The following is a 19,054-nucleotide window of genomic DNA, read 5'->3' as shown; positions in this document are numbered from 1 at the left end:
GAGACATGGCATCTGACAGCAAGGTTCGCGTCGACACCTGGGACGCATGCGTCGACTTCCCGATCTTCGACGCCAAGACCCGTTCGCTGAAGAAGTCGGTGATCGGTGCCGCCGGCGGTGTGATCGGTTCGACCGATTCCAATGTGGTGGTCGTCGAGGCACTCAAGGGCATCAACCTGCATCTCGAGCACGGTGACCGCATCGGGCTCGTCGGACACAACGGCGCCGGCAAGTCCACACTGCTGCGTCTGCTGTCCGGCATCTACGAACCCACCCGGGGCTCCTGCCAGGTCCGCGGCCGGGTGGCCCCGGTGTTCGACCTCGGTGTCGGGATGGACCCGGAGATCTCCGGCTACGAGAACATCATCATCCGCGGCATGTTCCTCGGCATGACCCGCAAGGAGATGCTGACGAAGATCGACGACATCGCGGAGTTCACCGAGCTCGGCGACTACCTGCAGATGCCGCTGCGCACGTATTCGACCGGTATGCGGGTCCGGGTCGCGCTCGGCGTGGTCACCAGCATCGACCCCGAGATCCTCATCCTCGACGAGGGCATCGGAGCCGTCGACGCCGACTTCATGAAGAAGGCCCGCACGCGTCTGCAGGCTCTTGTCGAGCGGTCGGGAATCCTGGTGTTCGCCAGTCATTCCAACGAGTTCCTCGCGCAGTTGTGCGACCGTGCGCTCTGGATCGATCACGGTCAGATCCGGATGGAGGGTGGCATCGAGGAGGTCGTCGACGCCTACGAGGGCCCGGCCGCCGCGGCGCACGTCCGCAAGGTGCTCGCCGACCTCGAGGACAAGACGCAATGAGCGAACGGGCGGTCGCGGTGGTGGTCACCCACCGCCGCGCCGAATTGCTCGCCGGTTCGCTGGCGGTGATCTCGACGCAGGACCGCCCCGTCGATCACCTCATCGTCGTCGACAACGCCGCCGAGGATCAGGTCGCCGAACTGGTCTCCGGACAACCGATTCCGACGACCTACCTCGGCTCGCAGCGAAACCTCGGCGGCGCAGGCGGATTCGCGCTCGGGATGCTGCATGCGCTGGCGATCGGCGCGGACTGGATCTGGTGCGCCGACGACGACGGCCGTCCCGACGGCCCGACGGTGCTGAGCACGCTGCTCGAGTGCGCCCACCGCCGCAACCTCGACGAGGTGTCGCCGGTGGTCGCGAACATCGACGACCCGGACACGCTCGCCTTCCCGTTACGTCGCGGAATGGTCTGGCGGCGCAAGCGTTCCGAACTCTTCACCGACGCCGGGAGCGAAGCGAGCGGGTCGAATGTCACCGAGGATGAATCCGACTTCCTCCCCGGGATCGCCTCCCTGTTCAACGGCGCCCTCTTCTCGGCCCGCGCGATCGAGGAGATCGGGGTTCCGGATCTGCGTCTGTTCTTCCGTGGCGACGAGGTGGAGATCCACCGACGACTGCAGCGGTCGGGTCTCGCGTTCGGCACCTGCCTGACCGCCGGCTACCTGCATCCCGACGGTTCGGACGAGTTCCACCCGATCCTCGGTGGACGCATGCACACCCAGTACCCGGACAACGAGGTCAAGCGCTACTTCACCTATCGCAATCGCGGTTATCTGATGAGCCAACCGGGGATGCGTAAGCTCATCCCCCAGGAGTACGCTCGGTTCGGGTGGTATTTCCTGGTGCAGCAACGTGATCCGAAAGGGTTCGCGGAGTGGCTGCGCTTGCGACGGCTGGGTCGGAAAGAGCGGTTCGCGCGACCGTAGGGTGTGACCCTTCGCGCCGCGGAGTCATCCCCGACGCGGTCACCGCGCCGGCGATCGCGACCGCGCCGAGCACCCACCACGCCTGCTGGAAGCCGTGATGCGCAGCGGCATAGCCGACCGGTGTGCCGATGATCGCGACGAGCAGGCTGACGCCGAGCGCCATCCCGATCTGACGGCTCATGTTGACCACGGCACTGCCGGTGGCGGATTGGTGTGCGGGTAGATCCGCGGTCGCCGACGACAGGATCGACGGCAGCGCGAGTCCGACACCGACGCCGCCGATCAGCCAGCCGGGCAGGATCTCGGTGGCGTAGTCGGGCGTCGCGTCGGCCGACATCGCGATGATGATCCCGCCGAGACCGAACAGGACGCACCCCGCGGACACGATGGCACCCACCGGGATTCGCGCACTCAGACGATGTGCGACGGCGGCGAAGATCGGCACCATGAGCGGCCCGGTGGACACCGCGAACCCTGTCTTGATCGCCGAGTATCCCCAGACCTGTTGCAGCCAGAGGATGTTGGCGAGCAGGGCACCGGCGAACGGGATGGCGAACAGTACCGCCGTCACATTCGCGAACGAGAACGCGCGCACCCTCAGCAGGGCCGGGTCGATGACAGGTTCCGGACTGCGGACGGAACTCACGACGAACGCGGCGAGGGCGCCGACCGCCACCACCCACGCACCGACGATCCGCGAGTCCGCCCACCCCCACTCCGGCCCCTCGACCAAACCGAGGGTGAGCGCACCGATCGAGATCACGAGCAGTGCAGCGCCGACGAGATCGGGCAGTCGGGTGACGATCTCGTTGCGCGATCGGGTCAACATGACCGCACCCGCGACGAGTGCGACGATCCCGACCGGGATGTTCACGAGAAACACCCACCGCCAAGACGCCTCGACCAGTAGACCGCCGACGGCCGGGCCCAGTGCCGCCGCCAATGCGCCGGTGGCCGCCCAGATCCGGACCGACCGCGCACGCACTTGCGGCGGCATGGTCGACACGACCAGCCCCAGACTCGCGGGCGTGAGGATCGCGGCGCCGACGGCCTGCAGGCATCGGAACGCGACCAGCCACCAGATCCCCTGCGCTGCAGCGCAGGCCGCACTGGCGACCGTGAACAGCGCCAGCCCGATGAGGAATCCGCCCTTGCGGCCGTACCGGTCGACGATCCGTCCGGCCGGCACGAGCAGCGCGGCGTAGATGATCGTGTACGCGTTCAGGACCCACGACAGCTGCGACAACCCGACGCCGTCGAAGTCGCGACCGATGTCGTCGAACGCGACGTTGACGATGAACACGTCGAGGCTGGCCATGAACGCGGCCGACGACAAGATGAGGAGCACGAGACCGGGGCGAGCCTGTCGCCGCGTCGGTGGCCCGTCGGCGATCTCGGTGGCGGTCATCGGGCCATCCCACCGGGAACACGCGTACATCTGATGAGTTGTTTCACGCAACTCAGCAAAGCAGTTTGAGTTGCGTCACGCAACTCGATAGGGTGAACGCATGCGCCGCGCCACCTTCACCGAGATGAACTGCTCGGTCGCCCAGACCCTCGAGATCATCGGCGAGTGGTGGACGTTGCTCATCATCCGGGACGCCCTGTTCGGGGTGACGCGGTTCGACGAGTTCTCCAACCGCCTCGGGATCGCCCGCAACGTGCTCACCCAGCGTCTCGACGCGCTGGTCGAGCACGGCGTGATGGTCAAGGAGCCGTACCAGGACAAGCCCGTGCGCTACGACTACCGGCTGACCGACAAGGGCCGCGACCTGTGGACCGTGTTGTCGGCGTTGCGTCAGTGGGGCGACAAGTGGGCCGTCGACGGGCCGCCGCCGGTCGTCACCAGCCATCGCTCCTGCGGCCACACGATGACGGTCGAACCCGTCTGCTCCGAATGCGGCGAACGCGTCACCGGCGGCTCCCTCCGAATCCACCGCGGCCCCGGCGCCGACGATCACACCCCGTTGCCGACGACGGCGCTGTGACGTGACGTCACGGCCGGGTCACCGACAGAGAACGACCCTCAGAAGCTGTACCGCCGCACCTCGTCGGGCCGAATCACCAGGCGGAGCTGATCGTCGGACAGGATCGCCTCCAGATCCCGCACACGATCCGGGTCGTCGAGGTCCCAGTACCGCTCGGCCAGGCGAGCGGCCAGTTCGTGCGCGCCATCGGACTCCACCGTGACCGTGCCGGCTATCGACACCCATCGCTCACGCTCACCCACCGGAGCGGCGACCACGAGTGACGCCCGAGCATCCCGACGCAGTCGGCGGATCTTCAGCGACTCCGGTTCGGTGAACAACTCGACGGTGCCGTCGGCGGTGACCTCGAACCACACCGGTCGCGGCTGGGCGGGTACCGGGCCCGAGGCCGTGGACAGGAATCCGTGCAGCGGTCGGCGGAGGAACCCGAGGTCGTCGTCGGTCAGCAGGCGGTCGTCGGTCGCGGGCTCGATGTTCGTCATGTGGGGTCGAACGCCACACGTAGTCGGACAATTCCGACGCGTGGTGCGGGAGCATCCGGTAACCGCTACCGCAGGCGAACTAGAACGTGTTCTACTCTGGGGTGAAGACCGTCACACGTCACGAGGAGCACGATGCGCTTCACCTTCGCCGAGGCCATGACCGATCCGACCTTCTACGCGCCGCTCGCGCAGGCCGCGGAGCAGGCCGGATACTCCGGTTTCACCATCCCCGACTCACTCGCCTATCCCGCCGAGTCGGACGCCACCTACCCCTACACACCCGACGGAAACCGCGAGTTCCTCGACGACAAGGCGTTCATCGAGACCTTCATCCAAGCCGCGGCGTTGGGAGCGGTGACCGAGACGATCCGGTTCACCCCGTTCGTCGTGAAGCTGCCGGTGCGTCCACCGGCACTGGTCGCGAAGCAGGCGAGCTCGGTCGCCTTCCTGACGAACAACCGCTTCGCGCTCGGCGTCGGCACCAGCCCGTGGCCCGAGGACTACGACTTCATGGGCGTCGACTTCAAGCGCCGCGGCAAGCGCATGGACGAGTGCATGGACATCATCCGCGGCCTCACCACCGGCGAATACTTCGAGTTCCACGGGGAGTTCTACGACATCCCCAAGATCAAGATGACGCCCGCGCCCACTGAGCCGATTCCGCTGCTGGTCGGCGGCCACGCCGATCCGGCGTTGCGTCGCGCGGTGATCCGGGGCGACGGCTGGATGCACGGCGGAGGTCCCGCCGAGGAGCTCGACGAACTGCTCGACAAGATCGCCGACATCCGCAAGGCCGAGGGAAAGATCAACGATCCGTTCGAGATCCACGTCATCTCGACCGACGCCTACACCGTCGACGGGTGTAAGCGACTGGAGGACAAGGGCATCACCGATGTGATCGTCGGCTTCCGGCTCCCTTACATCAAGGGACCGGACACCGAGCCCCTCGCCAAGAAGATCGAACATCTGAACTGGTACGCGGAGAACATCATTGCCAAGGTGAACGGCTGACGATCCGCCGGGTCACCGCTGAATGGACCGGAGCGCGGCATGTGCGGCATGGTGTCCGCACATGCCGTGCACCCCACCGCCGGGTGGCGTCGCCGACGAACACAAGAACACGCCCGGTACGCCGGTCGCGTACGGATTCGGCGACAGGCGCGGCCGGGCCAGCAGATGGATCAGATCGTTTCTGCCGCCGCCGATATCACCTCCGACGTAGTTGGCGTTGCGCTCCTGCAACCGGGCCGGGCCGGTACTCACCGAGTCGACGATCCGCTCGCGGAAGCCGGGTGCGAATCGCTCGATCTGGGCGGTGATCGCCGCGGTCGCATCACCCGTGTAGCCGTGCGGCACATGCGCGTACGCCCACAACGGCTTCACCTGCCCGATGGCCCGGGACGGATCGGCCAGCCACTGCTGGCCGACCAATGTAAACGGGCGTTCCGGCATCCGGCCGGCCACGACATCTCCCTCGGCCGCCACGATCTCGGCGACGTCGCCGCCGAGGTGTACGGTCCCGGCGCGCCGGCAGCCCTCGTCCGTCCACCCGACCTCTCCGTCGATCAGATAGTCGACCTTGAATGCGGCGGGACCATGGCGAAAGCGTGTGTACCGACGGAACATTGCGCGTGACAACCGATCCCCGAGTAGGCGCGCTGCTGCTCCCGGCATCACGTCGAGCAGGACGAGGTCGGCGGGCTCGACCTCCTCGATACGCGTGACCTCCTGCCCGGTGGTGATCGTCCCGCCCGCGTCGATCAGCGCCGACGCCAGCGCCGTCGCGATCGCCGACGATCCGCCCTCGGCGACCGGCCAGCCGTGACGATGTCCGGCGGCCAGCAACATCAGGCCCGCGGCCGCGGATCCCGGCCGGTCGAGGCGGGTGAACGCGTGCGCGGCGACTCCACCGAACAGCGCACGGGCCTCGTCGGACCGGAACACGCGAGCGAGCGCCATCGCCGGGTACAGGGCGCGATGCCCGAACTCCGCCAGTCGCACCGGATGGGCGGGCATGCGCACCATCGGCCCGAGGATGTCCGACGACAGGTCGTCGAAATCGGCTGCAAGACCGCCGATCATGTCTCGCCAGATAGATTCGTCGACGTCCAGGCCGGCCGCGGTGTCGGCGACAGACCTGTACAGCAGAGCGGCCCGCCCGCCGTCGAGCGGGTGGGCACAGTCGATGTCGGGATACCGCCACCGCAGCCCGTGGTGTTCCAGGGCGAGCGCACGGAACGCCGGTGACCCCGCGCCCAGCGGGTGGAAGGCAGAACAGTGGTCGTGCACGATGCCGGGGCGGAGCAGCTCCGCGGATCTCGTGCCTCCGCCGATCTCGTCGGCCGCCTCGATCACGCGGACCGCGATCCCCGCGCGGGCCAGGGTGAGCGCCGCGGTGAGACCGTTGGGTCCGCTGCCGACGACGACCGCGGTGATCATCGACTCACCGTATCCGGAAGATGACCAGACGCTGGACCACGAAGTTGATCACCGTGGCCGTGCCCTGCGCGACGCAGTAGGCGAGGAAGCTGTAGAGGATCGTTTCCGGCCACATGTGCGACAGCCAGGTGTAGAGCCCGACATTCACGAAGAACGTGACGCCGTAGAGGGCAGCCACGGCGACGAAACGCAGTGCACTCGGCTCGGCCTCGAAGGTCCAGCGGCGGTTCAGGAGATAGGCGGTCGTCGTACCGAGGATGAAGCCGAACGACTTGGCGATCCAGAACGGCGTTCCGACCACGTACTGCAGCAGCAATGTGAGACCGAAGTCGAGGACACCGGACCCGGCGCCGGTGATGGCGAAGCGGATGATCTGCGTCTTGAGGTCGACATTCGTCGACGCCTCACCGTCGTTGAACGGCAATTCCAGCGGAGTCGGCGCATGTCGGGTCGTGAAGTCCTCGTGGCGCTGTCGATGCTCGTCAGAGCCGGATTCGGGTCGAGACACGCCACAACCCTAGTCCAGCCGTCGATCGGATGGCCGATGGCGGTGACAACAGACCCACCCCTACTGTGGTGGGCGATCTGTGACCATCGGGGGCCACACAGTCGGTCGCCAGACGGGGGAAACGAACGTGCCAAGCAGTGTCATCGTCATCGCCGTGATCATCGCGGTGATCGTCATCGGGAGCTGGTCGCTGCGGCTGTATCTGACCGTACGACGACGCAAGGAGCGCATGGCGTTCGCCGCCGACCGCGAGTGGGAGTATCTCGGCGACCAACAGTCCTTCGCCGACCAGTTCCAGGGCCCGCCGTTTCGCGCGTGGGGACGAGGGCGCGTGCACGACCTGATGGCGGGCCGGCATCGTGACCGCAACATCTGGGTGTTCGAGTACGAGTACACCGAGAAAGACCGGGACGACGACGACCGCCAGACCACTCGGCACCATCACCACATGATGTGGGTCGTGGGGTTGCCCTGCGCCATGCCGGATCTCGAGGTGCGACCCGAGGGGCTGCTCGGCGGGCGGGTCGCCTCTGCTCTCGGATTCCAGCGAATTCGGCTGGACCGCCCCGACTTCGACGCCGATTTCCTGGTGAAGTCCTCGGATGAGGCCTTTGCCCGTCGGGTGCTGACTCCGGAGGTCGCCGACCGCCACCTCGGGGTGCGCGACTTCGACTGGCGCTTCGAGGGCATGTACATGGTGTCGTTCGAGGATCGCCGGCTCGAACTCGACCGACTGATGCCGCATCTCGACATGATGTGCGACATCCTCGACCGCATGCCCGCCGACGTCTGGGCCTGACCGGATTCGTGAGTCGTCGGCGTCGGCCTTCGTGACGCCTCGCTCGTACCTCACGAGGCTCCTCAGGCACCGGGGTCCAGTCACCACTGCCGGTCGAGTAGCGACGAGCGAGCACAGCGAGCCCGACGCGTATCGAGACCACGGAACCGCCAGATCAACCGTTCCCGGTCGCGACCAGCCCCGGCGGCGGCACCTCGTCGTGCAGGCGGCGCGCGATCTCGTCGAGCATGTCGTCGACGTCGGCCTCATCGCTGCCGGGATAGTCGACGATGAAGTCGCGCAACCGCTGACGTTGCGCCTCGAGCAGCCGTTGCGCCTCGGCATCGCCTTCCGGCGTGATCGCGACCAGGCCGTGGTCGACGGTGACCATGCCGCGGGCGGCCAGCGACCACGCCGTCCGCTCGACGACCTCGTGCGGCGACTGCGACGCCTCGACCATCGCGGAGATCTCGCGAGTGCCCTCCTCCGAGGCCCGACTGACCATCCACGCCTCGCCACGGGTCAGCGAACTCTGGGCCGTCTCGACGACGAGTTCCCAGGCACGCAGCCGGTCGTCGCGGGCCAGGGTCTGCCACACCTTCAGCCGGAGCTCCTCGAGCGAGGTACGCGCCGACGGCATGCCGAACGTCTCGCCCGGGTCCGGCGTCTTGGTGACCGTCCGCAACGACACCTCGGGCAGCAGCCACGACAGTGCGAACGCGATGGCACCGATCGGCACGGCGACCAGGAAGACGACGTGGAACGCGTCGGTGAATCCGTCGAGGAACCAGTCCTGCACGTTCGGCGGGCACGACGGCAGCGACAGCGTCGAGGCCTCCAACACCTCCGCCGAACACCGGCCGACCGCACCGGCCGGTGGCTCACTGGTCAGCAGCGTGTCCAGACGCGTGTTGAACACCGCACCGAAGGCGGCCACACCGACCGACGACCCGATGGTGCGGAAGAAGGTCGCACCGCTGGTACCGGTGCCCAGGTCGCGGTACTCGACGGCATTCTGGACGGCGAGGACCAGTACCTGCATGACCATGCCCAACCCCACACCGAGGACGAACAGGTAGACGCTGGTCATCACCTCCGACGTCGTGCGGTCCATCGTCGACAGCAGATACAGCGCGACCGTGAAGATGCCACATCCGACGATCGGGAAGATCTTGTACCGGCCCGTCCGGCTGATGATCTGGCCGCTGCCGATCGAGGTGATCAGCAGGCCGACCATCATCGGGATCATCCGCAGCCCGGACGACGTCGCCGTGGCGCCCTGAACCGACTGCAGGAACAGCGGCAGGAAGGTGATGGCCCCGAACATCGCGAAGCCGACGACGAACCCGACCGACGCGGCGATGACGAACACCCGGTTGGTGAGCAGTCGGATCGGCAGGACGGGTTCCGGTGCCCGGAGTTCGACGAAGACGAAGACGACCACCGCGACGACCGACAGCGCCGCGAGGCCGAGGACGCGCGGGGACGTCCAGCCCCACAGCGATCCGAAACTCGTGACGAGCACGATCCCCGTTGCGGCGCCGGCCAGCAGCAGGATGCCGAGGTAATCGATCGACGGCTTCACCGCCGCCGTGGTCGACGGCAGCACCAGGATCACGGCGATGAGCGCGACGACACCGATCGGCAGGTTGATGTAGAACACCCACCGCCAGCTGAGGTTGTCGACGAAGAACCCGCCGAGCAGCGGGCCGACGACACTGGCGAAACCGAACACCGCACCGAACACGCCCTGGTAGCGGCCACGTTCGCGAGGCGGCACGACGTCACCGATGATGGCCTGCGCCAACACCATGAGTCCACCGGCACCGACGCCCTGCAGTGCGCGGTAGGCGATGAGTTGCGTCATCGATGTCGCGGTGCCGCACAGTGCCAACCCGACCAAGAAGATCACGACGCACCCGATGAACAGGTACCGCCGGCCGTACAGGTCACCGAGCTTGCCCCACAACGGTGTGGTGGCGGTGGTCGCCAGCATGTAGGCGGTGACGACCCAGGTGAGATGTTCGGCGCCCCCGAGGTCGTTGACGATCGTCGGCAGGGCGGTCGACACGATCGTCTGGTCGAGGGCCGCGAGCAGCATGGCCAGCATGAGACCGCCGAAGACGGACAGGACCCGACGTTGATCGAGTTCCTCCGACGGCGCGTCCGGTGCGGCCGCGGTCATGTGGGGCCAACCCTCATGGGCCCGACCTTACGACCGGGACGGTGTGTCGGCCGGCGGTTCGTCGGATTCCCGAACGCCCGGGTACGGTCTAGAACTCCTCTTCGACGTCGGAGTCGCGGGCCGCCTTCTCGCCGCGGTCGAGGGCAGCGAGCGCGCTGAGATCGTCGGTGTCGAACTGGAAGTCGAACAGGTCGGCGTTCTCCAGCTGCCGACCGGTGTGCGACGACTTGGGGACCACACCGATACCGTGCTGCACCGACCAGCGCAGCGCGATCTGCGTCGGCGACTTGCCGTACTTGCGCGCCAATTTGATGACCGCGGCCTCGCCCAGCATGCCTTCCTTGCGGCCCGTAGGGTGCCAGGCCTGGGCATGAATGCCCTTCTCCTCCATGAAATCACGCAGCTCAGTACGGGCCAGCGCGGGTGAGCACTGGATCTGGTTGAGAGCAGGCCAGCGACCGGTCTCGTCGTAGAGCATCTGCAGATGGTGCTGTTTGAAGTTCGACACTCCTGCGGTCCGGATGAAGCCCTCGTCGGCGAGGGTGAGCAACGCCTTCCACGAGTCGACGGTGCGTCCGAGGCTCGGGCACGGCCAGTGGATGAGGTAGACGTCGATGTGGTCGACGCCCAGTCGCCGCGCGCTGTCCGTCGCGGCGTTGATCGCCTCGTCGAATCCCTGATCGCCTCCACCGAGTTTGGTCTGCACGACGACCTCGTCCCGGTCGACACCCGACTCCCGAAGTCCCAGACCGACACTGCGCTCGTTGCTGTAGCGGCTGGCGGTGTCGAGCAGGCGATAGCCGGCGCGCAGGGCCCCCGCGACGGCCGAGACACCCGGCCGACCCAGCATGTCGAAGGTGCCGAGGCCCACCATCGGGATCGAGTACCCGTTGTTCAACTCCACTGACGGAATGTCCACTCACCAAGAATAGGTCCAACCCGACATCCCGGCGTACCGGTCGAGCGGGTGATCTACGGTGAGACATCATGACGTCTCGAGGTGTGCGACGATCCGTCGCGGCGATGTTCCTGGCGGTGGCCGCCATGGCCGGGATGACGGTGTCGTCCCCCACTGCGGCCGCCGAGACCGTCCCGCCGACCGCGACACCCATCTGGTCGGGCATGGACGTCCGCGACTACCGGGGTCCGGTCCCGTCACGGGCGGGCAGTCTCATCGCACAGGTTCCGCTCGCGTCGCAGCTGAGCATCCCCGGCGCCGCGCAGGCCCGCCGAATCCACTACGCGACACCGGATCAGCACGACCGCCCCGCCACCAGTACCGGCGCAGTGTTCGTTCCCGCCGGCACCCCTCCGCGGGGCGGGTGGCCGGTGATCGCGTGGGCGCACGGGACGACCGGACTCGGCGACGCATGCACCCCCTCGGCGCAGCCACGCAGCGATCGCGACACCGCATATCTGTCCCACTGGCTTCGCCAGGACTACGCGGTCGTCGCGACCGACTACGTCGGGCTCGGCACCCCCGGCCTGATGAGTTATCTCAACGGCGAACCCGAGGCGCACTCCATCGTGGACTCGGTCAAGGCGGCCCGTCAGACGGGCCTGCCGCTGAGCCGGCGGTGGGCGATCGTCGGGCAGTCGCAGGGAGCCGGGGCCGCACTCAACGGCGCCCGCCGCGCGACCGAACTGTCGCGTGGTTCGGATCTGGATTATCGCGGTGTCGTCGCGACGGGCACACCGGCCAACATCGAGCAGATCATCGCGCTCGGTGGACCGACGTTTCCGCCGTTCACGCTCCCCGCCGGGCTGAACACCTACGCGACCTACATCCTGGCCGGCTTCATCGACGCCCGGCCGGATCTGCGTCCGCAGTCGGTGCTGTCCCCGCTCGGCCGCGATCTGATCGAGAAGGCCCGGCATCTCTGCTATCCCGAGATGCAGTCGGTGATGCAGGGTCGCGATCTGCGGACCCTGTTCCGCGCACCGCTGGCCGGAATCCCCGGCGCCCGTGCCGCCCTGGCGCGGTACATGGGCACGCCGTACTCCGGTTACGATCGGCCGATCTTCCTCGGGCAGGGTCTCCTCGACACCGACGTCCCGGCGCCGTCGGCGTTGTCGCTGTATGCACAGATGCGCGCCGCGAACCAACCGGTCGAACTGCATGTGTACCCGTCCAAGGATCACTCCGGCACGGTGCTCGCCTCGATGCCGGATTCCACTCCGTTCCTCGCACGCATCATGAGGTGACACGCGCATGACCGCAGCCGCACACGTCGACGACATCATCATCGGGGCGGGCCACAACGGCCTCACGGCCGCCGCCTACCTCGCCGATGCCGGACGCTCGGTGTTGGTGCTGGAGAAGGCCGATCACGTCGGCGGCGCCGCCGTGTCCGCCATGCCGTTCCCGGGACTGCCGGCGCGGTTGTCGCGCTATTCGTATCTCGTGTCGCTGATGCCGCGCGCAATCATCACCGACCTCGGGCTCGATCTCCGATTCGTGCGGCGGCGCCATTCGTCGTACACGCCGCTACCCAGTGACCCGTCGACCGGCATCCTGATCGACACCGAGGACGAGCATGCCACCGCCGAGTCCTTCTGTCTCGCAACCGGTTCCGACGCGGTGTTCACCGCCTGGCAGTCCTTCTACCGACGGATCGCGACGGTCGCGGAACGGGTCTTCCCCACGATGATCGAACCCTTGCGGTCGGCGGCGGACATCCACGATCTCGTGACCGGTTCGGACTCGAGCGAGGCCGAACTGTGGGAGACACTGACGACGCGACCGCTCGGCACACTTCTCGACCAGTACTTCGACGACGACGTCGTGCGTGGGATCGTGGCGACCGACGGATTGATCGGCACCTTCGCCGATCTCGACGACACATCGCTTCGGCAGAACATCTGCTTCCTGTATCACGTGATCGGCGGCGGCACCGGCGACTGGGATGTCCCCGTCGGCGGGATGGGTTCAGTGTCCGGCGCGCTGTATCAGGCGGCGTCGGCGGCGGGTGCGGAGATCCGGACCGGCGTCGAGATCGTCGGGATCGACCCCGCCGACGGCACCGTCGAGTTCGCCGACGGGACCACGGTGATCGGATCGATGCTGTATGCCGCGTGTGCGCCGCAGGCCGTCAACGCCGTGCTCGACGACCCGATCGCCACCGAGAACGACACCCGCGGAGCACAACTCAAGATCAACCTGTTACTCGATCGGCTCCCCCGATTGCGGGATCGGACGGTCTCGCCGGAGGTGGCGTTCGCCGGGACATTTCACATCAACGAGACCGCGTCGCAACTGCAGCGGGCCTGGCGGCAGGCGGCCCGCGGGGAGATGCCCGAACTCCCTCCGTGCGAGATCTACTGTCATACCTTGTCGGATCGGTCGATCCTCGGTCCCGAACTCGACGGCAAACACACGTTGACGTTGTTCGGATTGCACACTCCCCCCGAGGTGTTCGACGAGCCCGGAGCCGTCGAGCACGCCGTCGGCGCCACCCTCGCCTCACTCAATTCGGTTCTCGCCGAGCCCATCCAGTCGGTCATCACGCACGACGTCAACGGGAGTCCGTGTGTCGAGATCAAGACGCCGCACGACCTCGAGGACGCGGTCGGACTCCCCGGCGGCAACATCTTTCACCGCAGCCTGCAGTGGCCGTGGGCCGAGTCCGACGACGAGGTCGGCACCTGGGGCGTCGAGACCCGTCATCCCCGCCTGCTGCTGTGCGGTGCAGGCGCCCGACGCGGAGGTGGCGTGAGCGGCATCCCCGGACGCAACGCGGCGATGCTGGTGCTGGACCGGACGTGATCACACCCCGAAGACGATTACGTCAGATGCGATACACCCCTCACGCCGTCGCAGCGCGCGACAACGCCTCACCGTCCGTCTTGGGTCCGAGCTCGGCGAGCCGCCGGGTGACGACCTGCGCGATGTCGCCGGCCGTCTGCGGGTCCAGTCCGTCATAGTCGACGAGCGCATCGCGCAGGCGGACGAAATAGTCCCGCTCGGACAGGCCGAACTCGATCATGATGTCGGTCGGGTCGCCGCCGCCATAGCGGTACCACCGTTGCGCGAAGGCCACCACATCGGCGGCATCGTGTGATTGGGATGTCATGACATAGATCATGCCTGATGCCAGTGAACACGAGGTTGCAGCGAGTGCACCCTTTGTGTGACCGAGAGCACTTCGCGGCCCCGTTTCCGCTGTCGGGCGTTATACGAATCATGCCCGACCGCGACCACGAGCCAGACGAACTGACGTCCCCCGCGACCGGACTCGAGGAGATCCTCGCTCGCCGGTATCTGACCACGGATGCCGCCCGGCCGGACACGGTCGCCCGCCGCCATACGGTGGGTCGGCGAACGGCGCGGGAGAACATCGCCCACCTCGTCGACGACGGATCACTCATCGAATACGGACAATTCGCCACCGCGGCTCAGGAGCAACGCACCGAGTTGGTGGATCTCGTCACGCGGACGCCGGCCGACGGACTGATCGGCGGGACCGCCACGGTCGACGGTCGCGCGTGCGTGGTGATGTCCTACGACTGGATGGTGATGGCCGGTACGCAGGGGATGCGCGGGCATCACAAGACCGATCGACTGATCGATGTCGCCACCCGCCTACGCCTGCCCGCGGTGTTCTTCACCGAGGGCGGCGGCGGACGCCCCGGCGACACCGACTATCCGGTCGTGTCCGCACTCGACGTCGGCTCGTTCCGCATGTGGGGCGCGCTCGGCGAGGTCGCGCCGCGGATCGCCGTCGTGTCGGGACGGTGTTTCGCGGGCAACGCGGTGCTCGCGGGCTCGGCCGATCTGCGGATCGCCACCCCTGACGCCAATCTCGGGATGGCCGGGCCGGCGATGATCGCCGGTGGCGGGCTCGGGCAGGTCGCCGCCGAGGAGATCGGGCCGGCGGACGAGCAGGCGGCCAACGGCGTCATCGACATCCTCGTCGACGACGAGACCGAGGCCGTCGAGGTGACCCGGCGTCTCCTCGCAGTGCTCGCCCCGACCGCGTTCGGCGCCGACCACGTCGAGGCAGCTGATCAGACCTCGCTACGCGAGATCATGCCCGCCAATGACCGCGAGGCGTTCGACGTCCGCCCACTCGCCGAGACCCTCCTCGACGTCGGATCGGTGATCTGGCTCCGCGAACGCTGGGCGCCCGAATTGGTCACCGCCCTCGCCAGAATCGACGGGATGCCCGTCGGCGTGATCGCCAATCAGTCGTCCCATCTTGCCGGCGCATTGACGTCGGACGCTGCCACCAAGGCCGCCGACTTCCTCGAACTCTGCGAGCGATGGGCGATCCCGATCCTCAGTCTCGTCGACACCCCCGGCTTCATGGTCGGCCCCGAGGCCGAACGAACCGGCCTGGTGCGCAACGCATCCCGCATGGTCAACGCCGGCTCCCGCTTCACACGGCCGCTCATCGGAGTGGTTCTGCGCCGTGGCTACGGACTCGGCGCCCAGGCCATGCTCGGCGGCGACACCCACCGCCCGATCCTCACCGTCGCGTGGCCACAGGCCCACCTCGGACCGATGGGACTCGAAGGCGCCGTACGGTTGTCGATGGCCAAACACCTCGCCACCCTCCCCGAGGACGAGCGCGAGGAACTCGTCCGCACGAGCACCGACGCCATGCGCGAGCATGCCAAGGCGCTCAACGCCGCGCGAGTGTTCGAGATCGACGACGTCATCGACCCGGCGGACACACGGCGGGTGGTGGTGGGGATGTTGCGGCGGGCGGGGTGAGTCGCGTTCGCGCGTGGCCGCGGGGTTGCTGACTCGCCCAATAGCGTTCTGCGATCTTCATCGGCATTCATCGGTCAGGCGCCGGTGAGGCACTCAAGGTCATGTTCGTGATCACCGCCATCGCGTTGGTGGGCCTCGTGGTGTTCGCGATCACAGCCATCGGACATTTCGATCTGAGCAACCTGACCGGCATCGCACCGACCGACGATGCCGGGTCGTCGTCGTTCCTGCCGTTCGGTTACCTGGGGATCTGGTCGGCGATCCCGTTCGCGATCTGGTTCTTCCTGGCGATCGAAGGCGTCTCCCTGGCCGCCGAGGAGACCGCCGACCCCGAACGGAATGTGCCGCGCGGGATCATCGCCGCGATCAGCGTCCTGCTGGTCACCTGCGCGACCGTTCTCCTCCTGAACACCGCCGCGGAGGTGCCAGTCCGATGTCGGCGTCGGGCAATCCTCTCGTCGAGGCCCTCGGGGATTCGTCGATGGCCAACGTGGTCAGCTACATCGGGTTAGCCGTGGGTTAGCCGGTCTCGTCGCAAGTTTCTTCTCGGTCATCGACGCGTACTCGCGACAATTGTTCGTCCTGTCGCGTGCCGGATACCTGCCACCCGTGTTGTCGGTCACGAACCGCCGCAAGGCGCCGACACTGGCGCTGATCGTCCCCGGGGTCGTCGGCTTCCTCCTCTCGCTGACCGGTAAAGGCGACCTGCTTCTGAACATGGCAGTGTTCGGTGCTGCGTCGAGCAATGTGCTGATCATGGTCAGCCACATCGTCCTGCGTCGGCGCGAACCCGACATAGCCCGCCCGTACCGGACCGCGGGCGGTGTCGTGACCACCGGGTTTCCCCTGGTGATCGCCGTGGTGGCTGTGATCGCGACCTTCTCGTCGACGTGGAGGCGGCACTCTGCTGCCTCGGCGTGTTCGCGATTTTCATGCTGTACTTCGCTCTGTACAGCCGACACCGGCTCGTCGCGAACTCTCCCGACGAGGAGTTCGCAGCACTGGCCGAGGCCGAGGAGGATCTGCGATGAGATACACCCAGTCGATCTCGGGAACCACCTATGAGTTCGACGGGCTCGTCGACCTCATGGCCAAGGCGACCCCGTTGCGCTCCGGCGACGAACTCGCCGGGTGCGCGGCACACTCCGACGCCGAACGTGCAGCTGCGGCATGGCAACTCGCCGACCTCCCGCTGACGACGTTTCTCGACGATCAGGTCGTGCCGTACGAGTCAGACGAAGTGACCCGGCTCATCATCGACTCCCACGACCGGATGGCGTTCCAGGCGATCTCGCATCTGACGGTCGGAGGCCTGCGCGACTGGCTCCTGGCCGTATCCGCGCGGGAGGACAGCGCTGCTCAGATCGCCGCAGTCGCACCGGGTCTGACCCCGGAGATGGTTGCCGCGACGTCGAAGATCATGCGAAACCAGGACCTCATCCTCGTGGCGTCCGCGGCGACGGTGACCGCAGCGTTCCGGACCACCATCGGACTGCCCGGTCGGATCACCACGCGCTTGCAACCCAATCACCTCACCGACGATCCACGAGGCATCGCGGCGGCCACCCTCGACGGACTGCTGATGGGCTGTGGCGATGCGGTCATCGGCATCAACCCGGCCACCGACTCGCCTCATGCCACGTCGGATCTGCTCTACCTGCTCGACGACATCCGGCAACGCTTCGAGATCCCGATGCAGTCGTGCGTGCTCTCCCACGTCACCACCACGGTCGAGCTCATCGAGAAGGGTGTGCCGGTCGATCTCGTGTTCCAGTCGATCGCCGGCACCGAGGGCGCGAACAGCAGCTTCGGAATCGACATCTCGATCCTGCGCGAGGCCAACGAGGCCGGCCGCTCCCTGAAGCGCGGCACGGTCGGCGACAACGTCATGTATCTCGAGACCGGGCAGGGATCCGCTCTGTCGGCCGGCGCGCACATCGGGACCGGCGGCAAACCTGTCGACCAACAGACCCTCGAGACCCGCGCTTACGCGGTCGCCCGGGTGCTCGAGCCGCTGCTCGTCAACACCGTCGTCGGGTTCATCGGGCCCGAGTACCTCTACGACGGCAAACAGATCATCCGCGCAGGTCTCGAAGATCATTTCTGCGGCAAGATCCTCGGACTCCCCATGGGCGTGGACGTCTGCTACACCAACCATGCCGAGGCCGACCAAGACGACATGGACACCTTGCTGACCCTGCTCGGCGTCGCCGGAGCCGCGTTCGTCATCGCGGTTCCCGGAGCCGACGACGTGATGCTCGGATACCAGAGCCTCTCGTTCCACGACGCCCTGTATGTTCGCCAGACACTTGGCCTTCGGCCTGCACCCGAGTTCGAGGAATGGCTCGCCGGACTCGGCATGGCGGATGCGCAGGGGCGGATCCTCCCCGTCGACGTCGCGAGCTCGCCACTCCGATCGCTGACTGTCGCGCGATGAGCACCACACCAGAGCCCGCCGACGACCTGTGGGCCGACCTCCGACTCACCACCCGGGCACGAATCGGCCTCGGACGCGCAGGCAATTCGCTGCCCTCGCAGCGGGTGCTCGAGTTCAAAGCAGCCCACTCCGCAGCGCGCGATGCCGTACACGATCCCCTCGACATCGACGACCTGACAACCCAACTCGGAGACCTCGACGTCGACGATGCGCTCCACGTGCAGAGTCGAGCCGGCTCCCGCAGCGAGTACCTCCGTCGCCCCGATCTCGGACGGCAGCCCGCCGACGTGTCCCATCTCCCGGAGACGGGCGCCGACATCGCGATCGTTCTCGCCGACGGACTCTCACCCAGGGCACTCACCGATCACGGCCGTGGGCTGCTCGAGGCACTCGTGACGGCCCTGCGCACTCGTTTCACGCTCGCACCACCGGTCATCGCCACCCAGGCGCGCGTCGCCCTGGGCGATCACATCGGCGAAGCCCTCGGCGTCCAGACGCTGATCGTTATCATCGGCGAACGACCGGGCCTGTCCGTTGCCGACAGCCTCGGCATCTACCTCACTCACCTCCCTCGCCCCGGCCGCAGCGATGCCGATCGCAACTGCATCTCCAATATCCATCCACCCGACGGGCTCGACTACGCCACTGCCGCAAGAATCGCGGCCGCACTCGTCGAAGGCGCGCGCAAGCTCGGTCGCTCCGGCGTTGCGCTCAAGGACACCTCACGAGCACAACTCACCGAGAGCGAGGCTGCCGTGTTGGAGCAGTCGTAGAACG

16 protein-coding genes and 2 pseudogenes are annotated in these 19,054 nt (G+C 67.2%); 11 read left to right on the top strand and 7 right to left on the bottom strand.

The genetic code is table 11. The annotated features are described in order from the left end of the window. Positions 1 to 5: 5 nt before the first annotated feature. Together wzt and glfT1 are read left to right on the top strand one after the other, a co-directional pair. The gene (gene wzt, locus QSJ19_RS16975; RefSeq protein ID WP_286322064.1) at positions 6 to 815 is read left to right on the top strand and encodes a galactan export ABC transporter ATP-binding subunit Wzt/RfbE; all 810 of its coding nucleotides are present in this window, start codon (positions 6 to 8) and stop codon (positions 813 to 815) included. Beyond that, positions 812 to 1,678 (top strand): annotated as a pseudogene (gene glfT1 / locus QSJ19_RS27000) (galactofuranosyltransferase GlfT1); the annotation flags it as partial. The gene wzt and the pseudogene glfT1, both read left to right, overlap by 4 nt. Here the strand turns inward: glfT1 and QSJ19_RS16965 are convergent. Continuing rightward, positions 1,620 to 3,152: a DHA2 family efflux MFS transporter permease subunit gene (locus QSJ19_RS16965; protein ID WP_353507152.1), complete on the bottom strand. Its 1,533-nt coding sequence runs from the start codon at positions 3,150 to 3,152 to the stop codon at positions 1,620 to 1,622. The pseudogene glfT1 and the gene QSJ19_RS16965 sit on opposite strands and share 59 nt — an antisense overlap. A gap of 100 nt (positions 3,153 to 3,252) precedes the next feature. Between QSJ19_RS16965 and QSJ19_RS16960 the strand changes: the two genes are divergently transcribed. Further along, positions 3,253 to 3,732, top strand: coding sequence for a winged helix-turn-helix transcriptional regulator (locus tag QSJ19_RS16960; protein ID WP_286322060.1), 480 nt, complete (start codon positions 3,253 to 3,255; stop codon positions 3,730 to 3,732). A gap of 38 nt (positions 3,733 to 3,770) precedes the next feature. On the opposite strand, the gene QSJ19_RS16955 is transcribed toward QSJ19_RS16960, so the two are convergent. Then, positions 3,771 to 4,214: a pyridoxamine 5'-phosphate oxidase family protein gene (locus QSJ19_RS16955; protein WP_286322058.1), complete on the bottom strand. Its 444-nt coding sequence runs from the start codon at positions 4,212 to 4,214 to the stop codon at positions 3,771 to 3,773. A gap of 132 nt (positions 4,215 to 4,346) precedes the next feature. Between QSJ19_RS16955 and QSJ19_RS16950 the strand changes: the two genes are divergently transcribed. Further along, entirely contained in the window at positions 4,347 to 5,225 is an 879-nt protein-coding gene (locus QSJ19_RS16950; protein WP_286322056.1) for a TIGR03619 family F420-dependent LLM class oxidoreductase, read from the top strand. Positions 5,226 to 5,237: 12 nt separating this feature from the next. On the opposite strand, the gene QSJ19_RS16945 is transcribed toward QSJ19_RS16950, so the two are convergent. Together QSJ19_RS16945 and QSJ19_RS16940 are read right to left on the bottom strand one after the other, a co-directional pair. Continuing rightward, a complete protein-coding gene (locus tag QSJ19_RS16945) occupies positions 5,238 to 6,653 on the bottom strand; it encodes a phytoene desaturase family protein (RefSeq protein ID WP_286322055.1) in 1,416 nt (471 codons plus the stop codon). A gap of 4 nt (positions 6,654 to 6,657) precedes the next feature. Beyond that, on the bottom strand, positions 6,658 to 7,161 hold the full coding sequence (locus QSJ19_RS16940; RefSeq protein ID WP_286322054.1) for a GtrA family protein: 504 nt from the start codon (positions 7,159 to 7,161) through the stop codon (positions 6,658 to 6,660). 127 nt (positions 7,162 to 7,288) lie between these two features. Here QSJ19_RS16940 and QSJ19_RS16935 point away from each other — a divergent pair, with 127 nt between their 5' ends. Then, positions 7,289 to 7,960: a DUF3137 domain-containing protein gene (locus QSJ19_RS16935; RefSeq protein ID WP_286322053.1), complete on the top strand. Its 672-nt coding sequence runs from the start codon at positions 7,289 to 7,291 to the stop codon at positions 7,958 to 7,960. A 154-nt stretch (positions 7,961 to 8,114) separates the two neighbouring features. Here QSJ19_RS16935 and QSJ19_RS16930 read toward each other — a convergent pair whose 3' ends face one another. Both QSJ19_RS16930 and QSJ19_RS16925 read right to left on the bottom strand, forming a co-directional pair. Then, positions 8,115 to 10,124 carry an MDR family MFS transporter gene (locus QSJ19_RS16930; RefSeq protein ID WP_286322052.1) on the bottom strand — a complete coding sequence of 670 codons (2,010 nt, stop codon included), beginning with the start codon at positions 10,122 to 10,124 and terminating at the stop codon, positions 8,115 to 8,117. Positions 10,125 to 10,212: 88 nt separating this feature from the next. Then, entirely contained in the window at positions 10,213 to 11,043 is an 831-nt protein-coding gene (locus QSJ19_RS16925; RefSeq protein ID WP_286322051.1) for an aldo/keto reductase, read from the bottom strand. Between the two features lie 68 nt (positions 11,044 to 11,111). Here QSJ19_RS16925 and QSJ19_RS16920 point away from each other — a divergent pair, with 68 nt between their 5' ends. Both QSJ19_RS16920 and QSJ19_RS16915 read left to right on the top strand, forming a co-directional pair. Continuing rightward, the gene (locus QSJ19_RS16920) at positions 11,112 to 12,329 is read left to right on the top strand and encodes an alpha/beta hydrolase family protein (RefSeq protein WP_286322050.1); all 1,218 of its coding nucleotides are present in this window, start codon (positions 11,112 to 11,114) and stop codon (positions 12,327 to 12,329) included. 7 nt (positions 12,330 to 12,336) lie between these two features. Beyond that, positions 12,337 to 13,890: a phytoene desaturase family protein gene (locus QSJ19_RS16915; protein ID WP_286322049.1), complete on the top strand. Its 1,554-nt coding sequence runs from the start codon at positions 12,337 to 12,339 to the stop codon at positions 13,888 to 13,890. Positions 13,891 to 13,930: 40 nt separating this feature from the next. Here the strand turns inward: QSJ19_RS16915 and QSJ19_RS16910 are convergent, their stop codons facing one another. Next, positions 13,931 to 14,197 carry a hypothetical protein gene (locus tag QSJ19_RS16910; protein WP_286322048.1) on the bottom strand — a complete coding sequence of 89 codons (267 nt, stop codon included), beginning with the start codon at positions 14,195 to 14,197 and terminating at the stop codon, positions 13,931 to 13,933. A 110-nt stretch (positions 14,198 to 14,307) separates the two neighbouring features. On the opposite strand from QSJ19_RS16910, the gene QSJ19_RS16905 reads away from it, so the two are divergent. The 4 genes and pseudogenes from QSJ19_RS16905 to eutC all read left to right on the top strand — a co-directional run bounded on the left by QSJ19_RS16905 (position 14,308) and on the right by eutC (position 19,050). Beyond that, positions 14,308 to 15,840: an acyl-CoA carboxylase subunit beta gene (locus tag QSJ19_RS16905; RefSeq protein ID WP_286322046.1), complete on the top strand. Its 1,533-nt coding sequence runs from the start codon at positions 14,308 to 14,310 to the stop codon at positions 15,838 to 15,840. Positions 15,841 to 15,890: 50 nt separating this feature from the next. Continuing rightward, positions 15,891 to 16,871: pseudogene (locus tag QSJ19_RS16900) on the top strand (permease); the annotation flags it as partial. After that, positions 16,868 to 18,277 (top strand): ethanolamine ammonia-lyase subunit EutB, encoded by a 1,410-nt coding sequence (locus QSJ19_RS16895; RefSeq protein WP_286322045.1) that lies wholly within the window; start codon positions 16,868 to 16,870, stop codon positions 18,275 to 18,277. The pseudogene QSJ19_RS16900 and the gene QSJ19_RS16895, both read left to right, overlap by 4 nt. Then, positions 18,274 to 19,050, top strand: coding sequence for an ethanolamine ammonia-lyase subunit EutC (eutC, locus tag QSJ19_RS16890; RefSeq protein WP_286322044.1), 777 nt, complete (start codon positions 18,274 to 18,276; stop codon positions 19,048 to 19,050). Before QSJ19_RS16895 ends, eutC begins: the two co-directional genes overlap by 4 nt. Positions 19,051 to 19,054: the final 4 nt, after the last annotated feature.

Source organism: Gordonia sp. ABSL11-1 (assembly GCF_030315685.1).
GTDB lineage: Bacteria > Actinomycetota > Actinomycetes > Mycobacteriales > Mycobacteriaceae > Gordonia.
The sequence above is the reverse complement of the archived record's forward strand: the minus strand, read 5'-3'. Positions and strand labels throughout refer to the sequence as shown.

Bases quoted from the DNA above. Each gene is read 5' to 3' on its own strand.
- wzt (WP_286322064.1), top strand. From the start codon at position 6: ATGGCATCTGACAGCAAGGTTCGCGTCGACACCTGGGACGCATGCGTC.
- QSJ19_RS16965 (WP_353507152.1), bottom strand. From the start codon at position 3,152: ATGACCGCCACCGAGATCGCCGACGGGCCACCGACGCGGCGACAGGCT.
- QSJ19_RS16960 (WP_286322060.1), top strand. From the start codon at position 3,253: ATGCGCCGCGCCACCTTCACCGAGATGAACTGCTCGGTCGCCCAGACC.
- QSJ19_RS16955 (WP_286322058.1), bottom strand. From the start codon at position 4,214: ATGACGAACATCGAGCCCGCGACCGACGACCGCCTGCTGACCGACGAC.
- QSJ19_RS16950 (WP_286322056.1), top strand. From the start codon at position 4,347: ATGCGCTTCACCTTCGCCGAGGCCATGACCGATCCGACCTTCTACGCG.
- QSJ19_RS16945 (WP_286322055.1), bottom strand. From the start codon at position 6,653: ATGATCACCGCGGTCGTCGTCGGCAGCGGACCCAACGGTCTCACCGCG.
- QSJ19_RS16930 (WP_286322052.1), bottom strand. From the start codon at position 10,124: ATGACCGCGGCCGCACCGGACGCGCCGTCGGAGGAACTCGATCAACGT.
- QSJ19_RS16920 (WP_286322050.1), top strand. From the start codon at position 11,112: ATGACGTCTCGAGGTGTGCGACGATCCGTCGCGGCGATGTTCCTGGCG.
- QSJ19_RS16915 (WP_286322049.1), top strand. From the start codon at position 12,337: ATGACCGCAGCCGCACACGTCGACGACATCATCATCGGGGCGGGCCAC.
- QSJ19_RS16910 (WP_286322048.1), bottom strand. From the start codon at position 14,197: ATGACATCCCAATCACACGATGCCGCCGATGTGGTGGCCTTCGCGCAA.
- QSJ19_RS16905 (WP_286322046.1), top strand. From the start codon at position 14,308: ATGCCCGACCGCGACCACGAGCCAGACGAACTGACGTCCCCCGCGACC.
- QSJ19_RS16895 (WP_286322045.1), top strand. From the start codon at position 16,868: ATGAGATACACCCAGTCGATCTCGGGAACCACCTATGAGTTCGACGGG.
- eutC (WP_286322044.1), top strand. From the start codon at position 18,274: ATGAGCACCACACCAGAGCCCGCCGACGACCTGTGGGCCGACCTCCGA.